Source organism: Bacillus sp. FSL W7-1360 (genome assembly GCF_038592975.1).
GTDB classification, from domain to species: domain Bacteria; phylum Bacillota; class Bacilli; order Bacillales; family Bacillaceae_D; genus Shouchella; species Shouchella lonarensis.
The window spans coordinates 2,111,673-2,132,275 of sequence record NZ_CP151950.1 but is presented as its reverse complement, the minus strand read 5'-3'; the positions used below and the strand labels follow the sequence as shown (position 1 = coordinate 2,132,275).

Sequence of the window (20,603 nt, the reverse complement as noted above, 5' to 3'; positions counted from 1 at the left end):
ATAGCTACGACTTCTTTATACACATACACACTTGCTATTGTCGTAATTGTTCACTGATCAGTTGTATTTTTTGCTGTAGTTCAGGATCTGTCGAGAGCAATTTTGTGATTTTTTCATGTGCATGTATGACCGTTGTATGATCACGGCCCCCAAATTCACTCCCAATCTTCGGTAAAGAAGCATCGGTTAACTCTCGTGACAAGTACATCGCGATTTGTCTTGGGAATGCAACTGACTTTGTGCGTTTTTTTGCTTTAAAATCTTCTAATTTCACTTGATAGTGGTCACCAACAAGTTTTTGGATGTCAACGATTGAAAGTGTTTTTGGCAGTGCATTTGGAATAATGTCTTTTAGTGCTTCAGCGGCTAAATCAGCATTCATGTCTTGATTCACAAGCGATGAATATGCAACAACACGAATAAGTGCACCTTCTAGTTCACGAATGTTTGTATCAATTTGGTTGGCAATATAAAGCATTACTTCGTTTGGAATATCAAGCTTCTCTGCTTTTGCCTTTTTGCGTAAAATGGCAATCCTTGTTTCTAAATCAGGGGGTGTAATGTCAGTAATTAATCCCCATTCAAATCGAGAGCGAAGTCGATCTTCTAAAGTAGGAATTTCTTTGGGTGGTCGATCACTTGAAATGACAATTTGTTTGCATTCTTCATGTAATGCGTTAAAGGTATGAAAAAACTCTTCTTGTGTCTGGATTTTCCCAGCAATAAACTGGATATCGTCAATTAGTAACACATCAACATTGCGGTATTTGTTGCGAAAATGAACAGCTTTGTTATCACGAATGGCATTAATAAATTCATTCGTGAATTTTTCAGACGACAAATAAACGACTTTTGCTTGCGGGTTATGTTCCATGACGTAGTGACCAATGGCATGCATTAAATGTGTTTTGCCTAACCCAACCCCACCATATATAAATAAAGGGTTATATGCTTTAGCTGGCGCTTCAGCTACAGCTAAAGAGGCAGCGTGTGCAAAACGATTTCCTGAACCAATGACAAAAGTGTTGAACGTATATTTGTCATTCAACATGGTGTGTGAGCCTGTTGTTTCAACAGGGGAATCTTTTGGAGGAGCGGTTGGTGCAGCTTGTTCTGCAGCAGTTTCTGTCATGGTATTTTGTTCATGTTGCGGAATAACAAATTTCGGTATGAGTTTTGTCCCTGTAAGTTGTTCAACCATCGTAGAAGCGAGCACTGTATAATGTTTTTCCAGCCAATCACGTGCAAATGCGTTCGGAGCCACAACAATGATGGTATCTTCTTGAATTGATTGTGCAATGGTCGTTTTCAACCACGTTTCATAACTAGGTTTGCTTACTTTTTTTTTCATTTCATTTAACACTTGATCCCATAAATCATGGATGTTTTCCAAAAATGCTCCTCCTTTTTATATGTATTCGTTAAAAAATATTGCGTTGCTTGTCGTGGAATGTATGTCAAAGTTGCGCTGTCTTGGAATGAAAATTGTAAAAGGGATAATCACACAATTAATATGGTTGTGGATAGCGTTTTGAACATGCTTGGAAAAATGTCCACAGAATTACCCACAAGGTGTGAATAACTTTTTCAACGCTCATCGGTATCCTCAAGTGAAAACAATATAATCATAGCAAAAAATAGAAGAAACCGCAACGTTTGAAAAGATTTATCCACAAACTTCTGTATATAGTAGGATGAACATATACACGACACTAGATATGTGTATAACTTGTCGAAAGGACTGTCGATAAATGTTGTGGACAAGAAAAGATTATCCACAATAGGCGGAAGGGTTGACAAAATAGCAGTCTTTTTATATAATTTTTTGGAGTGTCTATTATGATACAATCCTCGAGGGAGGTGGCATACATTGGGTAAACCAACGTTCCAACCAAACAACCGAAAGCGGAAAAAGAATCATGGCTTCCGTGCACGTATGGCGACAAAAAATGGTCGTAAAGTCATTGCAAATCGTCGGAAAAAAGGAAGAAAAGTATTGACTGCGTAGACCACTGACACCAGTGGTCTTTTTACGCGTTAGGAGTGTCATCACTTCATTTGTTATTGCGGATAAAAAAGACACGACGATGTGAAAGGTTGTGTGATGGATGAAAAAAGAACAACGAATAAAGAAAAATAGTGAGTTTTCGGCTGTATTCACACATGGAAAGTCTTTTGCCAATCGTCAATTTGTTTTATATGTATTGCCGAAAGAAGGACAAACACAGTTTCGGGTCGGATTATCTGTCTCAAAGCGTGTTGGTCATGCAGTATGCAGAAATCGGATTAAACGTTTGATTCGCGCGGCTTTTCAGGAGTTAGGGTTACGATTACGATTCAATTATGACTATGTTGTGATTGCACGCAAGCCTTCAAGTAATTTAAATTTTTTAGAAACGAAATCAAGTTTATGTCACGTCATGAAGAAAGCCAATGTGATTCAGTAGTGACATAAAATGAGGATGAGAGAGGATGTACGTCATTGAAAAGGAAGACTGGCTGGCTCATCTTTGTCATGTCGATGTTGCTATTTTTATCAGGATGTTTCAGTATAAATGAGCCCATTACTGCTGAAAGTGAGGGGATTTGGAACAACTTTTTTGTTTATCCGCTTTCACAGCTAATGATATGGATCGCGAACTGGATAAAGAGTTATGGGTTTGCTATTATTATAGTAACAGTACTTTTTCGTATATTGTTGTTACCACTAACGATAAAGCAAACAAAAAGTATGCGGGCCATGCAGCAGTTGCAACCGAAAATGCAGGCATTAAAAGAGACATATAGTGCGAAAGACCGTAATACAACGATGAAATTGAATCAGGAAATGCAAGCTTTATTTTCGAAACATAAAGTGAATCCTTTTTCTGGTTGTTTACCTTTGTTAATTCAAATGCCGATTTTTTTGGCGATTTATCATGCAATTATGCGAACAGATCATTTTGAAGGCGAAACGTTTGCTTGGTTTGCATTAACGAATGCAGATCCTTATTTTATCTTACCTGTCTTAGCGTGCGTGCTGACATTTTTGCAACAAAAAATGATGATGGTGCAAAATAGCCCGCAGATGAAAATCTTGCTTTATGCGATGCCAATCATGATTCTTGTCATAGGGGTCGTGTTACCAGCAGCTGTCGTTTTATATTGGATCGCTGGAAATGTATTTATGATTTTGCAAACATACTTTATGAACCGATCAGCAAACGTAGCGATTTCTGGACAAATGATTGAACAACCGGTGAAACGTAGCAACCAGCAATCAAAATCCAAAAAGAAAAAGAAACGACCGAAAAAACGTAAATAATGAAAGGGGAAAGTGGCATGGTGAAGCATACGGTTACAGGTCGGACCATTGAAGAGGCTGTCTCCAAAGCATTAGAAGAACTGTCTGTCCCTAAGGAACAACTGATGTACAAGGTGATTTCACAACCGCAAAAAGGTTTGCTTCGTTTGTTTCGTTCAAAACAAGCGGTCATTGAGGTTGAAGTGAGACCGCAGTCAGCTGATGTTGCCCATTCTTTCCTAGTAAAAACGCTAAAACAGATGAATATTGAAGCAAAAATTAACGTAAATCAATCAGGACGCCGCTTACAGATGACATTGGATGCAAGCAATGAAGCAGATCAAGGTCGGCTCATTGGTAAAAAAGGTCAGACACTTGATGGATTGGAGTTGTTAACGAATTTGGCAACTGGGCACGCAGATGGTGTGAACCCAGTGCGTGTTCATTTAGATGCTGGAGAGTATCGCTCAAAGCGAGAAGAGGCATTAAAATATTTGGCTTTCCGTGTAAGTAAAAAAGTACAAACGGTTCAACAACCGGTTGTACTGGAGCCGATGCCAGCTCGTGAGAGAAAAGTAATTCATATGACTTTAGCGAATGAAGCGTATGTAAAAACCCGGTCTGAAGGAGAAGGTAGTCGGCGCCATGTCGTTGTGGAACCAAAGTAAAGGTTCTTTTTAAAGATCAGCATAGCTGGTCTTTTTTTTAATTGTCATCGAAAGCGATATAAACATGTGGATAAATAATTGGATTTTTCATTTCGCATGTGTTATTCTTAGATGTTGAGAATACCCTTGTGGATAATGTGAAGGTAGGGGGTGAACAAATGAAAACAGATACGATTGCGGCGATATCCACAGCACTAGGAGAAGGTGCGATTGGAATTGTCCGGCTGAGCGGAGATCAAGCGATTGCGATTGCGGATAAACTTTTTCGTGGACGTCAACCATTGGAAAGTGTTGCTAGCCATACAATTGTTTACGGACATTTAAGAGATGTTGATGAAGAGGAAATGATGGAAGAAGTCATGGTGACGGTGATGCGCGCACCACGCACATACACGCGCGAAGATGTCATTGAACTGAATTGTCACGGTGGGCTCGTGTCAGTGAACCGTGTATTACAGGCAGTGTTAAAGCAAGGCGCTCGATTGGCTGAGCCGGGAGAATTTACAAAGCGTGCTTTTTTGAATGGACGAATTGACTTGTCACAAGCAGAGGGTGTAATGGATTTAATTCGTTCCAAAACAGATCGAGCGATGCGTACTGCGCTCAGACAGGTCGAAGGACGACTATCAAAAAAGATTCAGCAGTTAAGACAAAAGGTATTAGAAACAGTTGCTGCTGTTGAAGTAAATATTGATTATCCTGAATACGATGCAGAAACAATCACGGCACAGGTCATTTATGAAAAAATGACGGTGGTACATTCAGAGATAGAGGGTTTACTACAAACAGCAAAGCAAGGAAAAGTGTTGCGAGAAGGTTTAGCTACGGCGATTATTGGTCGACCGAATGTGGGTAAATCATCGTTAATGAATAGCCTTGTGCAAGAGGCAAAAGCCATTGTCACGAATATTCCTGGGACAACAAGAGATGTGCTTGAAGAATATGTGAATGTGCGGGGTGTTCCATTACGGTTAATTGATACAGCCGGTATTCGTGAGACGGACGACCAAGTTGAGCGAATTGGAGTGGCACGATCGAGGCAAGTGTTGCAGGAAGCTGACCTTGTCTTACTTGTTTTAAACTATGCAGAGAAACTCACTGTTGAGGATGAAGCTTTATTTGAAGCAACACGTGATATGGACGTCATTGTCATTGTCAATAAAACGGATCAATATAGAGAAATTGACATGAACCGTGTACAACAATTGGCAAACGACCGCCCAATTGTGAGCATGTCTTTGTTACATGATGAAGGAACTACAGTACTGGAAGAAGCAATTCAGTCATTATTTTTTGCTGGAGGTATTGAAGGGGGCGACCTGACATATGTGTCGAATACTCGTCACATTGCGTTGCTTGAACAGGCGTATCACCATACAACCGAAGCAATTAATGCCAGTACGGAAGGTGTACCAGTAGATTTGATTCAAATTGATGTCACGCGAACGTGGGAACTACTTGGAGAAATTATTGGACAAGACGTACACGAACATTTGATTGATCAGTTATTTGCGCAATTTTGCTTAGGAAAATAACAACGCGAGGCTCGCGTGTGCGAAAGGAAGGGTGCACTGCTTGTGACGAGCAATGAACGCAAGTAGTCGAAGAACATGAGTTATGAAGGCGGTACATTTGATGTCATCGTCATTGGTGCCGGTCATGCAGGTGTAGAGGCAGGGTTAGCAGCAGCGCGTATGGGCGCAAAGACGTTGATCCTTACACTTAATTTAGATGCGGTAGCTTATATGCCTTGCAATCCCTCTGTTGGTGGACCGGCAAAAGGTATTGTTGTCCGTGAGATTGATGCGCTTGGTGGAGAAATGGGACGCAATATAGATAAGACATACATTCAAATGAGAATGTTGAATACAGGGAAAGGCCCAGCGGTGCGAGCGTTGCGGGCACAAGCAGATAAGTTTCGTTACCAACATGAGATGAAAAAGACGATTGAAATGCAGGAAAACTTGTTGCTTCGTCAAGGAATGGTTGACCGATTGATCATTGAAGACAATGAGTGTCGTGGTGTGATTACAAACACGGGCGCCCACTATCGTGCAAAGGCTGTTGTTGTGACGACCGGCACTTATTTACGAGGGAAAATTATTTTAGGTGAACTCGCATATGAGTCAGGGCCAAATAATATGCAACCGTCCATTAAATTGTCTGACCATCTAAAGGAACTAGGATTTGAGATGGTTCGTTTTAAAACGGGCACGCCACCCCGTGTAAATGGGGAAACAATTGATTATACAAAGACAGAAATCCAACCAGGCGACGATGTTCCGCGCGCATTTTCTTTTGAAACTGTCGCGCCGATGCTTAAACAGTTGCCTTGTTGGCTCACGTACACAGGAGCGAATACGCATAATATTATTTCAACAAATTTAAAACGTTCACCAATGTATTCTGGTATGATAGAAGGGACAGGTCCAAGATATTGTCCTTCGATTGAAGATAAAATTGTTCGTTTCCATGATAAACCCCGGCACCAAATTTTTCTCGAACCAGAAGGAAGAGATACGACAGAAGTGTATGTCCAAGGATTGTCAACAAGTTTACCAGAAGATGTGCAATTAGAGATGTTAAAAACAATCCCTGGTTTAGAACAAGTACGGATGATGCGTCCTGGTTATGCAATTGAATATGATGCGATTGTGCCGACGCAACTATGGCCAACACTAGAAACGAAAAAAATTAGTGGCCTGTTTACGGCAGGGCAAATTAACGGGACATCTGGTTATGAAGAAGCTGCTGGTCAAGGATTGATGGCAGGTATTAATGCCGCACAAAAAGTATTTGGAAAAGAAGGCCTTATTCTCGATCGGTCGGAGGCATACATCGGTGTGCTGATTGATGACCTCGTCACAAAAGGAACCAATGAACCTTATCGGCTTCTAACTTCGCGAGCGGAATTTCGTTTACTATTGCGTCATGATAATGCAGACTTACGTTTAACAGAAACAGGACATGAAATTGGTTTGATCTCTCAATCACGCTACGATCAGTTTATAGCTAAAAAGCACGCTATTGCTGAAGAAAAAGCGCGTCTTTCTCGGTTAGTGGTGAAACCAACTGCAGCTGGAAATGAACTATTACAAGCGCACGGTTCAAGTCCAATGACAGAAGCTGCCTTGGCAACGGCAGTGCTAAAACGGCCAGAAATGTCATATGCGTTGTTGTCACAAATGATTTCGCCACCACCAGTGCCGGTAAGTGAGGATGTATGTGAACAAGTTGAGATTCAAGTGAAGTACGAGGGCTATATTGACAAACAACAACAACAAGTGGAACGGTTGCAGAAGATGGAGCAAAAGTATATTCCGGAAGACCTTGATTACGAAGCAATCCAAGGATTAGCAACAGAAGCAAGGCAGAAGTTGCAACAAGTTCGACCACTTTCTGTTGGTCAAGCCTCACGTGTAGCAGGAGTAAACCCAGCTGATGTGTCGATTTTGCTTGTTTATTTGGAGCAAGGTAGACTTGCAAAAACATCAAGTGACGCGAATGAACCTTGTACGTAAGGGTTGTATCGTTTTAAGGAGTGGAAACGTTTGAGTAAAGTCGAGTTCCCTTCATGGTTAGAAAGCGCAGGGATGATGTTATCAGGAAAACAAGAGGCGCAGTTTGCCCGTTATTTTAAGCTACTCGTCTCTTGGAATGAAAAAATAAATCTCACCGCAATTACTGCGGAAGATGATGTCTATGTGAAGCACTTTTATGATTGTTTGACAGCGGGTTTTTATTATGATTTTTCAACGCAAAACATCGTTGATATAGGGGCTGGCGCGGGATTTCCAAGTATCCCACTCAAAATCATGTATCCGGACTTACAAGTAACAATCATTGACTCTCTTAACAAACGAATTAAATTTTTAACGGAGTTAGCAGAGGAATTACAATTAGTAGGGGTATCTTTTTGTCACGATCGCGCCGAAAATGCTGGTCAATCGGCGACTCATCGAGAGAAGTATGATGTCGTTATGGCGCGAGCAGTGGCACGCATGTCTGTATTGAGCGAGCTATGTTTGCCGTTTGTGCGTCAAGGTGGAAATTTTATTGCTTTAAAAGGAGCAGAGACAGTTTTAGAATTAAAAGAGGCAGAAAAAGCGATTGCGATGGTAGGTGGCAAGCTTGTACAGGATCACCAGTTACGATTACCTGTGGAGGGAAGTGAACGCCACATTGTTCAAATAAAAAAAGTCAAGTTGACACCGAAGAAATATCCAAGAAAAGCTGGGATCCCAAATAAACAACCAATCCAATAATAATGTTTCACGTGAAACATTGTGAAGAATGATCGACAAAAAGAGGATTTTTCTACGTTCATGTCGAAACAAACGAAAAGGTGGTGTTCGAAGCGATGAAGCAATCGTTTTCACGCCTATTTGGCTTCCAAGATAAGAACGATGATGCGCAGCTAACTGAAAACGAAGAGGTGCAACAACTTGCAGTAAAAGACTTGATTCCAAACCGCTTTCAACCACGGACAATGTTTGATCCAGATCGGATTGAGGAACTTGCGCAAACGATCCGAACGCACGGTGTTATTCAACCAATCGTTGTGCGAAAACACGAGGACAAATATGAAATTATTGCGGGAGAACGGCGTTGGCGAGCGGTCACTTCACTTGAATGGGAAACGATTCCAGCGATTGTAAAGACGTTTAATGACAGACAAACGGCCTCGATTGCTTTAATTGAGAACTTGCAGCGTGAAGGTTTGACAGCAATTGAGGAAGCGGTGGCGTATGCAAAGTTAATTAAAATGCATGATTTAACCCAAGAAAGCTTGGCACAACGACTTGGAAAGGCCCAATCAACGATTGCCAACAAATTGCGGTTGTTACAATTACCAGAAGAAGTACAAGAGGCGATTTTGAAGCGAGATATTTCGGAAAGGCATGCACGTGCATTATTGAGGTTAAAAGATCTATCTGCTCAGAAAGAACTTTTGAATAAAATTGTATCTGAACATTTAAATGTCAAAGAAACGGAAGCATGGATTCAAGATTCTTTTTTATTGAAAGAGGAAGAAGAAGCCCCAGTAAAGAAGAAAAAAGCGCTTCGTAAATCTTATCCAAAAGACATGAGAATTGCTATGAACACAATTCGACAATCAGTTGATATGGTGTTAAAAAGTGGTTTGAATGTGGACACAGATGAAGAAGATAACGAGGAGTTTTATCAATTTACGATTCGCATCCCGAAGAAATGATCTATCTCTTCAAAAGATAGGTCTTTTTATCGCCAAGTATATGAGTGATAGGTTGTGGTACGCGTGTCCCTTTGCTCAAAATATATACGACCAGTAATTGTAAGAAAGTAGGTGTCAATGTGTCGAAAATTATCGCTGTCGCAAATCAAAAGGGCGGCGTAGGAAAGACCACAACGTCTGTGAATTTAAGTGCATGTTTAGCTTTCTTAGGAAAAAGGGTTTTGCTCGTTGACATTGATCCCCAAGGAAATGCAACGAGTGGCGTTGGGGTTGAAAAAGGTGATGTGGATGAGTGTGTGTATGATTTGCTTGTAGATGATATGGATGTAAAAAAAGTGATTCGGACATCATCTGTTGAGAATCTAGATGTGATCCCAGCAACCATTCAACTATCAGGTGCTGAAATTGAGTTAGTCCCGACAATTTCAAGAGAGGTACGGTTGAAAAAAGCACTTACGCCTGTAAAAGACAAATATGACTATATTTTCATTGATTGCCCTCCGTCGCTTGGGCTGTTAACATTAAATGCGTTAACAGCAGCAGACTCTGTTGTTGTGCCTGTTCAATGTGAATATTATGCACTGGAAGGTTTGAGTCAATTATTGAATACAATTCGGCTTGTGCAAAAGCACTTGAATACGTCACTTGCAATTGAAGGTGTCTTATTAACGATGTTAGATGCGCGTACAAATTTGGGTATTCAAGTCATTGATGAAGTGAAAAAATATTTTCGTGATAAGGTGTTTGACACGATTATTCCACGAACAATTCGTCTGGGAGAGGCGCCAAGTCACGGGAAACCAATTATTGCCTATGATGCGAGGTCACGCGGTGCAGAAGTATATGTAGACTTAGCAAAGGAAGTGGTGGCAAATGGGTAAAGCATTAGGAAAAAAAGGTTTAGGGAAAGGGTTGGAAGCTTTTTTTCCTGAACAGGAAGAGGTAATATCTGAACAAGTAAAATATGTGCCAATTAATGAGCTGCGTCCTAACCCGTATCAGCCACGAAAGACATTTTCAGAAGCCGCTTTAGCAGAGCTGCGCGATTCCATTCGTGTGCATGGAATTTTACAACCTGTTACAGTAAGGGAAAGTATTAAAGGTTATGAAATTGTGATGGGAGAACGTCGTGTTCGGGCTGCAAAGCAAGCTGGACTCACCGAAGTACCAGTCATTATTCAAACGTTGGCAGAAACAGAAATGATGGAAATTGCACTGATTGAAAATTTGCAGCGTGAAGATTTAAACCCTATTGAAGAAGCGATTGCGTATGAAAAGCTGTTAGCGAATACTACAGTGACACAAGAACAGTTAGCGAAACGGCTAGGAAAAAGCAGACCCCATATTGCCAACCATTTGAGATTGTTACAATTGCCTCAGGTTGTACAGGAGTTTATTTCTGTAGGGAAACTTTCTATGGGACATGGTCGTGCTTTACTTGGTTTGTCTGATAAAGAAAAATTATCAATGGTGCTTGAACAAATTTTGCAGCAGTCACTAAGTGTACGTGAAGTAGAGCATTTGGTTCAGCGAGTAAATGAACATGTTTCACGTGAAACAAAAAAGGTAACTGTCAATCTATCGCTTGCAATTCAAGAACAACAAGCACAATTACGTGATGCGTTAGGTACAGCTGTCACAATTAAGCCAGGAAAGAAGAAAGGGAAAATCGAAATTGATTACTTTTCGGAGAGTGATTTGGAAAGGATTTTAACATTACTCGTGCAACCGAGTGACGTATAAATAGAAGGGGAGGATTATGTGTATTATTTTGATCAAGCTGCTTCCTCCTTTCCAAAACCTGCTGCTGTTGTCCGCGCTGTCGAACAATCATTGCGCCACTATGGCGCCAATCCAGGAAGAGGACAACATCAGCTAGCGCGGCAAGCGGCTCAAATTGTTAGTGATACTAGAAACGAGGTGGCAGCGTTGTTTCGGGCGCCATCTCCTTGTCACGTATGGTTTTATCCTAATGCAACTTACGCCCTCAATCAAGCGATTGGAGGGTTTCCATTTGTACCTGGCGATGAAGTGGTGACAATGTCATTTCAACATAATGCTGTGCGCCGTCCTTTGCAAATGCTCATTAAAAATAAAGGAATTAAGGTGCATATCGTGTCTACATTGAATGAAGGAAGCATTTGTCAAGAGACTGTGGTGAAAGCGATAAATGAAAAAACGAAAATGGTGATTGTCAGTCATGCTTCAAATGTAACAGGTGCACTTTTTCCATTACATGATGTGAGCCAGAAAGTAAAACAGGTTGGCGCTGTATTGCTTGTTGACGCTGCGCAAACAGCTGGTGTGATAGATATTAACATAGAGCAAGAAGAAATTGATCTGTTAGCTTGCCCAGGCCACAAGGGGTTATTAGGTCCACAAGGTGTCGGGATGCTCGTTTCCGGGCGTGATGTGGGATTGGAGCCGTTTGTTTATGGGGGGACAGGTCATGACTCAGAAGGGTTATACCAACCACTTGAATGGCCAGACAGATATGAAGCAGGGACATTAAATACACCAGGTATTGCTGGATTAGGTGCCGCATTAAAGGAAATAAAAAACATTGGCATCAAACATATTTTTACGCATGAAAGTGCGATGATGGAGCAGTTTCTTAATGGTCTCAAAGATATACCTAAAATCAAAGTTGTGGGACTGGCTCCGCGTGAGCAGCGGGTCGCAGTTGTGTCTTTTTTTATTGAAAATGTAATGAGTCAAGAAGTGGCGCTTATATTAGACCAACACTATCAAATTGCTGTGCGCGCAGGCTTACATTGTGCGCCTGAGTTGCACCAACGATTTGGTACAACTCAAACAGGGCTTGTAAGGGTTAGTTTTGGGCTTTATACGACTGAAAACGATGTGCTTGTTTTGTTAAATGCATTGCAAGAAATTTCAGCTGCTTTTTAAATGTGGGAAGGTGGCGGAGAAAAATTCGTTGCAAGATGAATGGAATTTTTCTCTCGTTTTTTTGAAAAATGATGTGTAAGTGTTGTGTCCACAGCATAAATAATGTCGCTTAATTTCGTTGCCATTGTCATGACTGTATGGAGCCTCGTGCTTTGAAGCATATAGAAATCCATGATGCCACCTACATTAACAATCCCTGTAAGACAGATGTCTCCAACATCAGGTAAATTTTTTCCCATTGCTGCGCCAGGCTTTAAAGGACCATGATGTAGCGTAAGGAAACCTATATTTTCTGTGTGACCAAGACAAGCATCAATGGCAATGACGTGGGCGTTTGGATGTGCTTCGTAAATGAGTTGCAATTTTTCCTCCATGTTTGTCGCATGAATTGGCTGAGCGAGTGTGCCATATAAGTGAAATGTTTGCAGTGTTTTTTGTTCTAGCATATTTCCAACGATTGGACCAAAAGCATCTCCTGTAGAACGGTCCGTACCAATACAAATAAGTACATGTTCTTTTGTTTTTTGCGTACTACAACAAGAGAATAGCGCTTCTGTAAATGTTGGTGTACCTGCGTGATCTTCTGAATGTAGACGGATTTTTCCATTTGTTCTTTTTCTAAAAGGCCATAGGTTTGGACTCATAAGCGCAGCTCCTTTGCCATAGTAGTATTAGTATAGTAGATTTTTCGTCGATCTATACATGTCAAAGCAAAGTTGAGGGTGGAGCGAAGTGTGGGGTCGTGGTTTAAAATGGATGTTTTTGATCGTTGGCACGATTATTGGTGCTGGATATGCATCAGGTCGAGAAATATGGGCTTTTTTTGGTGATCAAAGTGGTGTTGCGATCATTTTATTTGCAGTTTTGTTTATGGTTAGTAGCTATGTCATTTTGCACATCGCGAAAAAAGAAAAGACAAGCCATTATCTCCCAGTACTAAAAACCCTCCTTGGAAAGCGGCTTGCAACATTGTATGATTTTATGGTGATGTTATATTTATTTTCCGTGACAATCATTATGTTGGCAGGGAGTGGTGTGACACTAGAAGTGTATCACATCCCATATTGGTTGGGGATTGTGATGAATAGCGGGCTTGTTGTTGTTATGTTCTTAAGAGATACAAGTGGTATGGCGAAAATGAATGCCTATTTAATTCCGGTTTTAATTCTGTGTTTGATAGCCGTTTTATATGTATATCAAACGTCAATAGGATTTCCAATCACGTTCGATTGGTCTCGCCAACAAAATTGGTCGTCAGCGTTAACATTCACCTCGTTAAATATTTTGCCGATCATTGCTGTATTAGGGGCAATCGGTGGTCAAATTAAGCATAAAGGAGAAATACACATTGCGAGCATCGGGAGTGCGTTCATATTGGGCGTAATCTCATATTTATATAATGAGTCATTGTTGTCGATCGCACATGAAATTCGTTTTTATGAGATTCCTTTATTCGCTATATTACAAACTTTCCCTTCGTATATGGTTTTTGCAATTTCGTTATTACTGTGGTTAGCCATTTATACGACAGCAACAGCGGGTGTGTTTGGATTAATTACACGGTTACGTGCTTTTATAGATGGTCCTGGATGGCTTTTGGCACTTTTTTTGGTTGCATGTATGGCACCGCTTACGATGTTTGGTTTTTCAACGCTAATTTCGGTGTTGTATCCGCTATATGGTGTGCTCAATTTGTATGTTTTGGTCTCTTTAGTGCTGTATCCAATCTTAAAGCATCCAGCAACGAGGCAAAAGGAGTAAGCTCAGGCTTCAAACTACTGTGTAAATCGTGTATAATACAAGCAGTATAGTCGAGGAGGTCGACAAAAGTGGAGAAGACGTTTGCGTTAAATGATGTGGTAGAAATGAAAAAACCGCATCCATGTGGCGAAAACCGTTGGAAAATTATTCGCATGGGCATGGACGTGCGAATTAAGTGCCTAGGCTGTGATCATAGTGTCCTGCTCCCGCGTCGGCAATTTTCAAAGAAACTAAAAAAAATCATCGTTTCTAGTTAAGTATTAGTAAACGTCTATGATAAAGGAAGTGAGCGGTTTTGGCGTTAACGACAGGAATTGTTGGTTTGCCAAATGTTGGAAAATCAACATTGTTTAATGCAATTACGCAAGCCGGAGCGGAATCGGCAAATTATCCATTTTGTACAATCGATCCGAATGTCGGCGTTGTTGAAGTACCTGACGAACGTTTAGCGAATTTAACAGCGTTGGTCAAACCGAAAAAAACGGTGCCAACGACATTTGAATTTACAGACATTGCAGGTATTGTTGAAGGTGCAAGTAAAGGCGAAGGATTAGGAAACAAATTTCTATCACACATTCGCCAAGTGGATGCGATTGTGCATGTTGTTCGTTGTTTTGATGATGAAAATATTACTCATGTATCAGGTGGTGTTGCGCCGTTACGTGATATTGAAGTTATTAATTTGGAATTGATTTTGTCCGATTTAGACTCAGTGGAAAAACGTTTGACACGCGTCGCAAAACTGGCAAAAACGAAGGATAAAGAAGCGGTAGCCGAATTGGCTGTATTAAAACGTTTGCAAGCAGCATTTGAAGGAGAACATTCAGCCCGTAGTGTTGAGTTTACTGAAGAGGAACAAAAAATTGTCAAACAACTTCATTTGTTGACAAGTAAACCGGTTTTATACGTGGCGAATGTATCTGAAGAAGACTTGTTGAAAAAAGATGATAATCCATATGTTACACAAGTGCGTCAGTTTGCAAAGTCTGAACATAGCAATGTGGTTGTTATTTGTGCGAAAGTCGAGGCAGAAATTGCAGAACTTGAGGGAGAAGAAAAAGCGTTATTTTTAGATGAGTTAGGGATTGCTGAATCAGGGCTTGATCAATTAATACGTGCGGCATATACGCTTCTTGGTTTAGAAACGTATTTTACAGCCGGAGAACAAGAAGTGCGTGCGTGGACGTACCAATGTGGCACGAAAGCACCGCAAGCTGCCGGTATTATCCATACCGATTTCGAACGTGGCTTTATTCGCGCAGAAACAGTGTCATATGATCACTTGCTTGCTGCAGGTAGTATGACAATTGCCAAAGAGCGTGGACAAGTCCGGCTAGAAGGAAAAGAATATATCGTTCAAGATGGTGATGTGATTCATTTCCGTTTTAATGTGTAATAAAGTGAGGGATGTCATAGGAGTTGACATCCCTCACTTTCATTACTGTAGATAGGAGTGAGAGGGGGAGGAGTGGTTTATGAGACGTGTAGGCGGCGTGCTCTTACTGGTTTCTTTTATTATGTTGATGTCTGTTATGGTTCATTATCCATTTGCTGGTGGAGAAATGACAATGGTGTTGTTGCTTTTCCCAATGCTTATCGTCATCATATCAATTGTCGTGACGTTATTACTGAATTATTGGTACGTGATGCCTGTTGTCACATGCATGATGTTCACTTTCTATATGTTTACGGTGTTCAACACCACGTTTTTAATATGGGTTGTGAGCTATACATTGTTGTCTCTTGTTGCGAGTGTATTACCTTGGATGTTTGTGCGGGCGAGAAAGAGTAAGTAAGTTTCGGAAAAAATGATAAAAAAAGAAGGAGAGATGGCTGGTTGTGTCGTAATTTAGTAACATGCCCCGTTTCTCCCTCTCACAGAAAATCCCATTCATTCGTTTTAGTAAATGAAATATGGCGACAGAAAAGTAGGTGATAAAAATTACTTGAACGAACTTTCTAAGTCTGGTATACTAGTTAAATGTGAGTAAATTTATTTTTGCTCCTTGCTCCCTATTTGTGGAGCCGCTTAGACCAAGAGGAGGTGATTCGAATGCGTAAGTATGAAATCATGTACATTATCGCACCGAACCTAGAAGAATCAGCAACGAAAGAGATCATTGAGCGTTACAATAAAGTGCTCACTGATAATGGTGCTGAGATCTTACAGGCAAAAGAAGTCGGTAAAAAGCGTTTGGCATATGAGATCAATGATTTTAAAGATGGTTTCTATGTTCTTTTAAATGTACAAGCTGAGACAGCAGCGATTAATGAATTTAATCGTTTGATCAAAATTAATGAAAATGTGATGCGTGTACTTGTGGTCAAAGACGAACAGTAAACCATTTCCATAGTCTGGAGGGATCGTTTTGTTAAACCGTGTTGTTCTTGTTGGACGTTTGACGCGAGACCCTGAATTGAGATTTACACCGAGTGGCGTCGCTGTAGCAAACTTTACCCTTGCAGTGAATCGAACGTTTACGAATCAGCAAGGTGAGCGAGAGGCTGACTTTATTAATTGTATTGTTTGGCGTAAGCAGGCAGAAAACGTGGCGAATTACTTAAAAAAGGGTAGTTTAGCTGGCGTCGATGGTCGTGTGCAGACGCGTAGTTATGATAACAATGAAGGTAAGCGTGTGTTTGTTACAGAAATTGTTGCTGAAAATGTACAGTTTTTAGAACCGAAAAACAGTCAGAGAGTGAACCAAGGTGTAGGTGCGAGCAATGAAACTTATGGTGGAGCGCCTGCAGATGGATATGGTCATAGTAACCAAGGGGGCACGCCAAATGCAAATGGTACGCGCTCAGCTGGATATGCCAACGATCCATTCTCACAAGAAGGTTCCATCGATATTTCTGATGATGATCTACCGTTTTAAAGATAAACAGAAAGGAGTGCATGTGTAATGGCACGTCGAGGTCGTCCGAAGCGCAGAAAGGTTTGTTTCTTTACTGCCAATAAAATTAAACATATCGATTACAAAGATGTTGATTTACTAAAACGTTTCGTTTCAGAGCGTGGGAAAATCCTTCCACGCCGTGTGACGGGAACATCAGCAAAGTATCAGCGTCGATTGACAGTTGCGATTAAACGCGCACGTCAAGTTGCGTTACTACCTTATGTAAATGAACTTTCTTAATTGAAAGTTGAGAGAGGATGGCTACCCAAGCTTTAAATGAGTTTGTGGGAGGCGATCCTCTTTTATTTTGCTAGTTGCCTTCATGCGCTTTTCATTCAGATGTAATTGCGCTAAAATGTATAAATGAAGCAAATAAATGTGGGATGAGATGAATAAATGTTGGTGATGGGGCTTTAAAATGTGTAGATAACAATTGTTTGGCAAAAGAGGTGAAGGGTGTGTCAACGCAGAAACAATGGGTTGATGGGTTTTTGATTGTTCTTATTTACATTGCTTTGCTTTTCATGTTTTTAACTGGGTTACCGATCGTAGACATGTTGGCGATGTGTGTTTTACCATTACCATTTGTATATTATACGGCAAAATATGGACTAAGGAATGGCTTCCTATTCGTCATCATATGTGTAGCTATAGGGTTATTGCTCATATGGCACGTGTTCATTGCAACATTTTTTGTTGTTATTGGTTATGTACTTGGCGCACTTACATACAAACAAGTTTCGGGAACGGATCGTTTTGTTTATACAGGGATGACTGTGTTCTTCTTTCTTATGGGGGCATATTTGTTTTTGTTGGCAGCAACGGATTTTTCATTAGGAACGTTATTTCGTGAATCGTTCGATCAATCAGTACGTATGCTAGAGGCAGCTGGTGTAAATTCTTTTGACGAAAACATGATTGAAACGTATTTATCCACCTTAGAAGGATTGACGACATTTCTGTTACTGCTTTTTTCCTGTATTTATGCATGGATTGTGTATGTTTTTTCTGCAATGATGTTTAGATGGAAAGGCATATCCTACAAGCGTTTGCCTGCTTTCATTAATTGGACATTTCCTCGTTTGTTGTTAATTTATTATATGATATTGTTACTTATTGGGCTCTTTGAACCAGATTCTGGGACATTGCTGTTTATTGTTTATCATAGTGGTATAGCGATTGTAAGTGTTTTTCTAGCATTACAAGGGACATCCTTTTTAGTAAAATACGTGCAGTCCCGACGTTCATCACCGCAACGAAAAATCGTGTGCATTGTTGGTATTGTACTCGGTATATTATTGTTACCCATTGCATTTTACGTGCTAAAGATTATCGGTATGCTAGACATGATTTTCAAACTGCGCGAGCGTTTACAGTCGTAAGTATAGCGAAATAAGGGCAGGTGACGAGGCATGCGTGATGAAAAGAAGCGTGGACAAATGATTCATATGATCGGGCTGACAATCATGATGGTTGCTATTGTCACCATCTTTTCCCTTACTTATTGGGAACTCGGTGTATTAACCGCACTTATTTTTGTGATTTGGATCATTTCTTATAGACGGTCTTATAAACGTCAGGAAGCGCATACGCAGGCATATATTCAGACGTTGTCTTATCGCGTCCATCGAGCGGGGGAGTTAGCTTTAGCGAAGCTACCTATAGGGATGGTTTTGTATAATGAGCATGGCGACATTGAATGGGTCAATCCTTTCATTCATAAATATGTTGCGCCAGACCTTGTCGGTCAGCCTCTATCGGTGATTGAAGAAAAGATTCCTGAATGGTTACAAGATGGGATGAGCGAGGCGGTTGTGCAACTCGGTGCTGTTTATTATGAATTTGTGTTTGAACGTGATGCGCGTTTAATTTATATAAGAGATGTGACAGAAAAAGAAAAAACAGCCGCACGTTATTCAAATATGCGGCCGGTTGTTGCCCATATTTATTTAGATAACTATGATGAAGTCACACAAGCGATGGAAGACCAAATTCGAAGTCGATTGCTTGCCCAAGTAACAGAGGCGTTAAATCGGTGGGCGTGCGATTATGATCTATTTTTACGTCGAACGGCATCAGACCGTTTTTTAGCAATCATGAATCAAAAGACGTTACGTTTGTTAGAAGAAAACCGATTTGGATTGTTGGATGATATACGTGAGTTGACAGCAAAGGAAAAAGTGCCAATTACGTTAAGTATTGGCATTGGCTCAGAAGACGCGTCGTTGCGTGAATTAGGTGCGTTAGCGCAGTCGAGCCTTGATTTGGCACTTGGACGTGGTGGTGACCAAGTGGCGATAAAAAAGAAAAATGGTCGTGTCCGTTTTTATGGTGGGAAAACAAATGCGGTGGAAAAACGGACGCGTGTGCGTGCGCGTGTCATTTCTCATGCGCTGACTGACTTTGTAAAAGAAAGCAGGCGTGTCATCATTATGGGGCATAAGCGGCCCGATATGGACGCAGTTGGTGCAGCAATTGGTATGTTGAAAATGGCTGATTTAAATGATCGAGAAGGATGGATTGTGCTCGATCAGACAGACATTAATGTGGATGTCGGGCGTTTGCTAGAAGAAGTACATGAGCATCCTCAAATTGGTTCTCAACTCATTACGCCACAAGAAGCGGTGCAAATGGCTGACAAAGACACATTGCTTGTCATTGTTGATACACATAAACCGGCACTTGTCATTGAACCAAAATTACTGTCTATGATTGATCGGGTCGTTGTACTTGATCATCATCGTCGAAGTGAAGAGTTTGTGAAAGATCCGGTGCTTGTTTATGTAGAACCGTATGCGTCATCGACAGCGGAGCTTGTTACGGAGTTATTAGAATATCAACCATCACCTGTGAAGATGGATCGACTTGAAGCAACGGCATTGCTAGCGGGAATGATGGTAGACACCAATCGTTTTGCTGTAAGAACAGGCGCTAGAACATTTGCAGCTGCTTCGTTTTTGCGGGCAAATGGTGCGGACACTTCACTTGTACAACGATTATTAAAAGAAGACTTGGCGACATACACAAGACGTGCTAAGCTTGTAGAAAACGCCTATATTTTCCGGGCTGGTTATGCAGTTGCGGTTGCACCAAACGGAGATGCCTATGACCAACCAGTCATCGCGAAGGCTGCGGACACATTGCTATCGATTAGTGATGTACGTGCATCTTTCGTCATTTGCGGGCTTGCAGATGGTCAAGTAGGTATTAGTGCACGTTCGCTTGGCGATGTTAATGTGCAGACGGTAATGGAGCGGCTTGGTGGTGGTGGTCATTTGTCCAATGCAGCTACACAGTTACAGGGTGTGACATTGAATGAGGCACAAGCACAACTTGAAGAAGCGATTGATCATGAATATGGGGGAGGATCTTTGGGATGAAAGTGATTTTTACAGCCGATGTAAAAGGAAAAGGTAAAAAAGGAGAAGTGAAGGACGTATCGGAAGGGTATGCCCGTAATTATTTACTACCAAAAAAGTTAGCGATGGCAGCGACGGCAAGTAACCTAAAAGATTTGCAAGCGAAAGAGAAAAGTAAGCAAAAACAGGCAGATGCAGAGCTGGCTGAAGCAAAAGCATTGAAAGAGACACTTGAAGCAATGACACTGGAAATTCCAGCGAAAGCGGGCAATGGTGGTCGTTTATTTGGTGCAATCTCTACAAAACAAATTGCAGAGGAATTAGCAAAGCAAAACACAAAAATAGATAAACGTAAAATCCAACTATCAGAACCGATTCGTGTGCTCGGTGTGACAAAAGTACCGATCAAAATACATGCAAACGTGGTTGCGACGGTCAACGTACATGTGAAGGAAATGTAGCACACAAGCGGAAGCTGGTCTGATACAGATCAGCTTCCGGTTATTA

The 20,603-nt window shown here is 41.0% G+C and carries 23 protein-coding genes; 21 read left to right on the top strand and 2 right to left on the bottom strand.

The genetic code is table 11. The annotated features are described in order from the left end of the window. Positions 1 to 34: 34 nt before the first annotated feature. Positions 35 to 1,393 (bottom strand): chromosomal replication initiator protein DnaA, encoded by a 1,359-nt coding sequence (dnaA, locus tag NSQ26_RS11015; protein WP_090776568.1) that lies wholly within the window; start codon positions 1,391 to 1,393, stop codon positions 35 to 37. Between the two features lie 477 nt (positions 1,394 to 1,870). Here dnaA and rpmH point away from each other — a divergent pair, with 477 nt between their 5' ends. The 11 genes from rpmH (at position 1,871) to NSQ26_RS10960 (ending at position 12,076) form a co-directional block, all read left to right on the top strand. Next, the gene (gene rpmH, locus NSQ26_RS11010) at positions 1,871 to 2,008 is read left to right on the top strand and encodes a 50S ribosomal protein L34 (protein WP_090776569.1); all 138 of its coding nucleotides are present in this window, start codon (positions 1,871 to 1,873) and stop codon (positions 2,006 to 2,008) included. 100 nt (positions 2,009 to 2,108) lie between these two features. Then, positions 2,109 to 2,447 carry a ribonuclease P protein component gene (gene rnpA / locus NSQ26_RS11005; RefSeq protein WP_090776570.1) on the top strand — a complete coding sequence of 113 codons (339 nt, stop codon included), beginning with the start codon at positions 2,109 to 2,111 and terminating at the stop codon, positions 2,445 to 2,447. Between the two features lie 35 nt (positions 2,448 to 2,482). After that, positions 2,483 to 3,304 carry a membrane protein insertase YidC gene (yidC, locus tag NSQ26_RS11000; RefSeq protein WP_499718184.1) on the top strand — a complete coding sequence of 274 codons (822 nt, stop codon included), beginning with the start codon at positions 2,483 to 2,485 and terminating at the stop codon, positions 3,302 to 3,304. 17 nt (positions 3,305 to 3,321) lie between these two features. Then, positions 3,322 to 3,951: an RNA-binding cell elongation regulator Jag/EloR gene (gene jag / locus NSQ26_RS10995; RefSeq protein ID WP_499718183.1), complete on the top strand. Its 630-nt coding sequence runs from the start codon at positions 3,322 to 3,324 to the stop codon at positions 3,949 to 3,951. 158 nt (positions 3,952 to 4,109) lie between these two features. Continuing rightward, positions 4,110 to 5,486: a tRNA uridine-5-carboxymethylaminomethyl(34) synthesis GTPase MnmE gene (gene mnmE / locus NSQ26_RS10990; RefSeq protein ID WP_499718182.1), complete on the top strand. Its 1,377-nt coding sequence runs from the start codon at positions 4,110 to 4,112 to the stop codon at positions 5,484 to 5,486. A 75-nt stretch (positions 5,487 to 5,561) separates the two neighbouring features. Then, entirely contained in the window at positions 5,562 to 7,472 is a 1,911-nt protein-coding gene (gene mnmG / locus NSQ26_RS10985; RefSeq protein ID WP_499718181.1) for a tRNA uridine-5-carboxymethylaminomethyl(34) synthesis enzyme MnmG, read from the top strand. Between the two features lie 30 nt (positions 7,473 to 7,502). Continuing rightward, positions 7,503 to 8,216 (top strand): 16S rRNA (guanine(527)-N(7))-methyltransferase RsmG, encoded by a 714-nt coding sequence (gene rsmG, locus NSQ26_RS10980; protein WP_090776573.1) that lies wholly within the window; start codon positions 7,503 to 7,505, stop codon positions 8,214 to 8,216. A 95-nt stretch (positions 8,217 to 8,311) separates the two neighbouring features. Continuing rightward, positions 8,312 to 9,166 carry a nucleoid occlusion protein gene (gene noc / locus NSQ26_RS10975; RefSeq protein WP_090776574.1) on the top strand — a complete coding sequence of 285 codons (855 nt, stop codon included), beginning with the start codon at positions 8,312 to 8,314 and terminating at the stop codon, positions 9,164 to 9,166. Between the two features lie 119 nt (positions 9,167 to 9,285). Next, positions 9,286 to 10,047, top strand: a complete 762-nt coding sequence (locus NSQ26_RS10970; RefSeq protein WP_090776575.1) for a ParA family protein — start codon at positions 9,286 to 9,288, stop codon at positions 10,045 to 10,047. Next, entirely contained in the window at positions 10,040 to 10,909 is an 870-nt protein-coding gene (locus NSQ26_RS10965; protein ID WP_499718180.1) for a ParB/RepB/Spo0J family partition protein, read from the top strand. Before NSQ26_RS10970 ends, NSQ26_RS10965 begins: the two co-directional genes overlap by 8 nt. An 18-nt stretch (positions 10,910 to 10,927) precedes the next feature. Continuing rightward, entirely contained in the window at positions 10,928 to 12,076 is a 1,149-nt protein-coding gene (locus NSQ26_RS10960; protein ID WP_090776577.1) for an aminotransferase class V-fold PLP-dependent enzyme, read from the top strand. Here NSQ26_RS10960 and yyaC read toward each other — a convergent pair. After that, positions 12,073 to 12,720: a spore protease YyaC gene (gene yyaC, locus NSQ26_RS10955; RefSeq protein ID WP_090776578.1), complete on the bottom strand. Its 648-nt coding sequence runs from the start codon at positions 12,718 to 12,720 to the stop codon at positions 12,073 to 12,075. The genes NSQ26_RS10960 and yyaC overlap by 4 nt on opposite strands. An 88-nt stretch (positions 12,721 to 12,808) precedes the next feature. On the opposite strand from yyaC, the gene NSQ26_RS10950 reads away from it, so the two are divergent. The 10 genes from NSQ26_RS10950 (at position 12,809) to rplI (ending at position 20,557) form a co-directional block, all read left to right on the top strand. After that, on the top strand, positions 12,809 to 13,837 hold the full coding sequence (locus NSQ26_RS10950) for a YkvI family membrane protein (RefSeq protein WP_499718179.1): 1,029 nt from the start codon (positions 12,809 to 12,811) through the stop codon (positions 13,835 to 13,837). A 68-nt stretch (positions 13,838 to 13,905) separates the two neighbouring features. After that, the gene (locus NSQ26_RS10945; protein WP_090776580.1) at positions 13,906 to 14,094 is read left to right on the top strand and encodes a DUF951 domain-containing protein; all 189 of its coding nucleotides are present in this window, start codon (positions 13,906 to 13,908) and stop codon (positions 14,092 to 14,094) included. A 38-nt stretch (positions 14,095 to 14,132) separates the two neighbouring features. Continuing rightward, positions 14,133 to 15,233, top strand: coding sequence for a redox-regulated ATPase YchF (ychF, locus tag NSQ26_RS10940; protein WP_499718178.1), 1,101 nt, complete (start codon positions 14,133 to 14,135; stop codon positions 15,231 to 15,233). A 79-nt stretch (positions 15,234 to 15,312) separates the two neighbouring features. Continuing rightward, positions 15,313 to 15,633 carry a DUF2651 family protein gene (locus NSQ26_RS10935; RefSeq protein ID WP_499718177.1) on the top strand — a complete coding sequence of 107 codons (321 nt, stop codon included), beginning with the start codon at positions 15,313 to 15,315 and terminating at the stop codon, positions 15,631 to 15,633. A 257-nt stretch (positions 15,634 to 15,890) separates the two neighbouring features. Further along, positions 15,891 to 16,178 (top strand): 30S ribosomal protein S6, encoded by a 288-nt coding sequence (rpsF, locus tag NSQ26_RS10930; RefSeq protein ID WP_499718176.1) that lies wholly within the window; start codon positions 15,891 to 15,893, stop codon positions 16,176 to 16,178. A gap of 28 nt (positions 16,179 to 16,206) precedes the next feature. Next, positions 16,207 to 16,716, top strand: a complete 510-nt coding sequence (ssb, locus tag NSQ26_RS10925) for a single-stranded DNA-binding protein (RefSeq protein WP_090776583.1) — start codon at positions 16,207 to 16,209, stop codon at positions 16,714 to 16,716. A gap of 27 nt (positions 16,717 to 16,743) precedes the next feature. After that, positions 16,744 to 16,977: a 30S ribosomal protein S18 gene (gene rpsR / locus NSQ26_RS10920; protein WP_090776584.1), complete on the top strand. Its 234-nt coding sequence runs from the start codon at positions 16,744 to 16,746 to the stop codon at positions 16,975 to 16,977. A gap of 218 nt (positions 16,978 to 17,195) precedes the next feature. Continuing rightward, positions 17,196 to 18,119 carry a DUF2232 domain-containing protein gene (locus tag NSQ26_RS10915; protein WP_499718175.1) on the top strand — a complete coding sequence of 308 codons (924 nt, stop codon included), beginning with the start codon at positions 17,196 to 17,198 and terminating at the stop codon, positions 18,117 to 18,119. 30 nt (positions 18,120 to 18,149) lie between these two features. Beyond that, positions 18,150 to 20,117: a DHH family phosphoesterase gene (locus NSQ26_RS10910; protein WP_499718174.1), complete on the top strand. Its 1,968-nt coding sequence runs from the start codon at positions 18,150 to 18,152 to the stop codon at positions 20,115 to 20,117. Beyond that, on the top strand, positions 20,114 to 20,557 hold the full coding sequence (gene rplI / locus NSQ26_RS10905) for a 50S ribosomal protein L9 (RefSeq protein ID WP_090776587.1): 444 nt from the start codon (positions 20,114 to 20,116) through the stop codon (positions 20,555 to 20,557). The genes NSQ26_RS10910 and rplI overlap by 4 nt, the downstream gene beginning before the upstream one ends. Positions 20,558 to 20,603: the final 46 nt, after the last annotated feature.

What these genes read in the sequence shown, in the direction of transcription:
- mnmG (WP_499718181.1), top strand. Translation starts at nt 5,562, where the DNA reads ATGAGTTATGAAGGCGGTACATTTGATGTCATCGTCATTGGTGCCGGT.
- NSQ26_RS10910 (WP_499718174.1), top strand. Translation starts at nt 18,150, where the DNA reads ATGCGTGATGAAAAGAAGCGTGGACAAATGATTCATATGATCGGGCTG.
- noc (WP_090776574.1), top strand. Translation starts at nt 8,312, where the DNA reads ATGAAGCAATCGTTTTCACGCCTATTTGGCTTCCAAGATAAGAACGAT.
- rpsF (WP_499718176.1), top strand. Translation starts at nt 15,891, where the DNA reads ATGCGTAAGTATGAAATCATGTACATTATCGCACCGAACCTAGAAGAA.
- NSQ26_RS10965 (WP_499718180.1), top strand. Translation starts at nt 10,040, where the DNA reads ATGGGTAAAGCATTAGGAAAAAAAGGTTTAGGGAAAGGGTTGGAAGCT.
- rpsR (WP_090776584.1), top strand. Translation starts at nt 16,744, where the DNA reads ATGGCACGTCGAGGTCGTCCGAAGCGCAGAAAGGTTTGTTTCTTTACT.
- jag (WP_499718183.1), top strand. Translation starts at nt 3,322, where the DNA reads ATGGTGAAGCATACGGTTACAGGTCGGACCATTGAAGAGGCTGTCTCC.
- yyaC (WP_090776578.1), bottom strand. Translation starts at nt 12,720, where the DNA reads ATGAGTCCAAACCTATGGCCTTTTAGAAAAAGAACAAATGGAAAAATC.
- NSQ26_RS10935 (WP_499718177.1), top strand. Translation starts at nt 15,313, where the DNA reads ATGAGACGTGTAGGCGGCGTGCTCTTACTGGTTTCTTTTATTATGTTG.
- mnmE (WP_499718182.1), top strand. Translation starts at nt 4,110, where the DNA reads ATGAAAACAGATACGATTGCGGCGATATCCACAGCACTAGGAGAAGGT.
- rnpA (WP_090776570.1), top strand. Translation starts at nt 2,109, where the DNA reads ATGAAAAAAGAACAACGAATAAAGAAAAATAGTGAGTTTTCGGCTGTA.
- rplI (WP_090776587.1), top strand. Translation starts at nt 20,114, where the DNA reads ATGAAAGTGATTTTTACAGCCGATGTAAAAGGAAAAGGTAAAAAAGGA.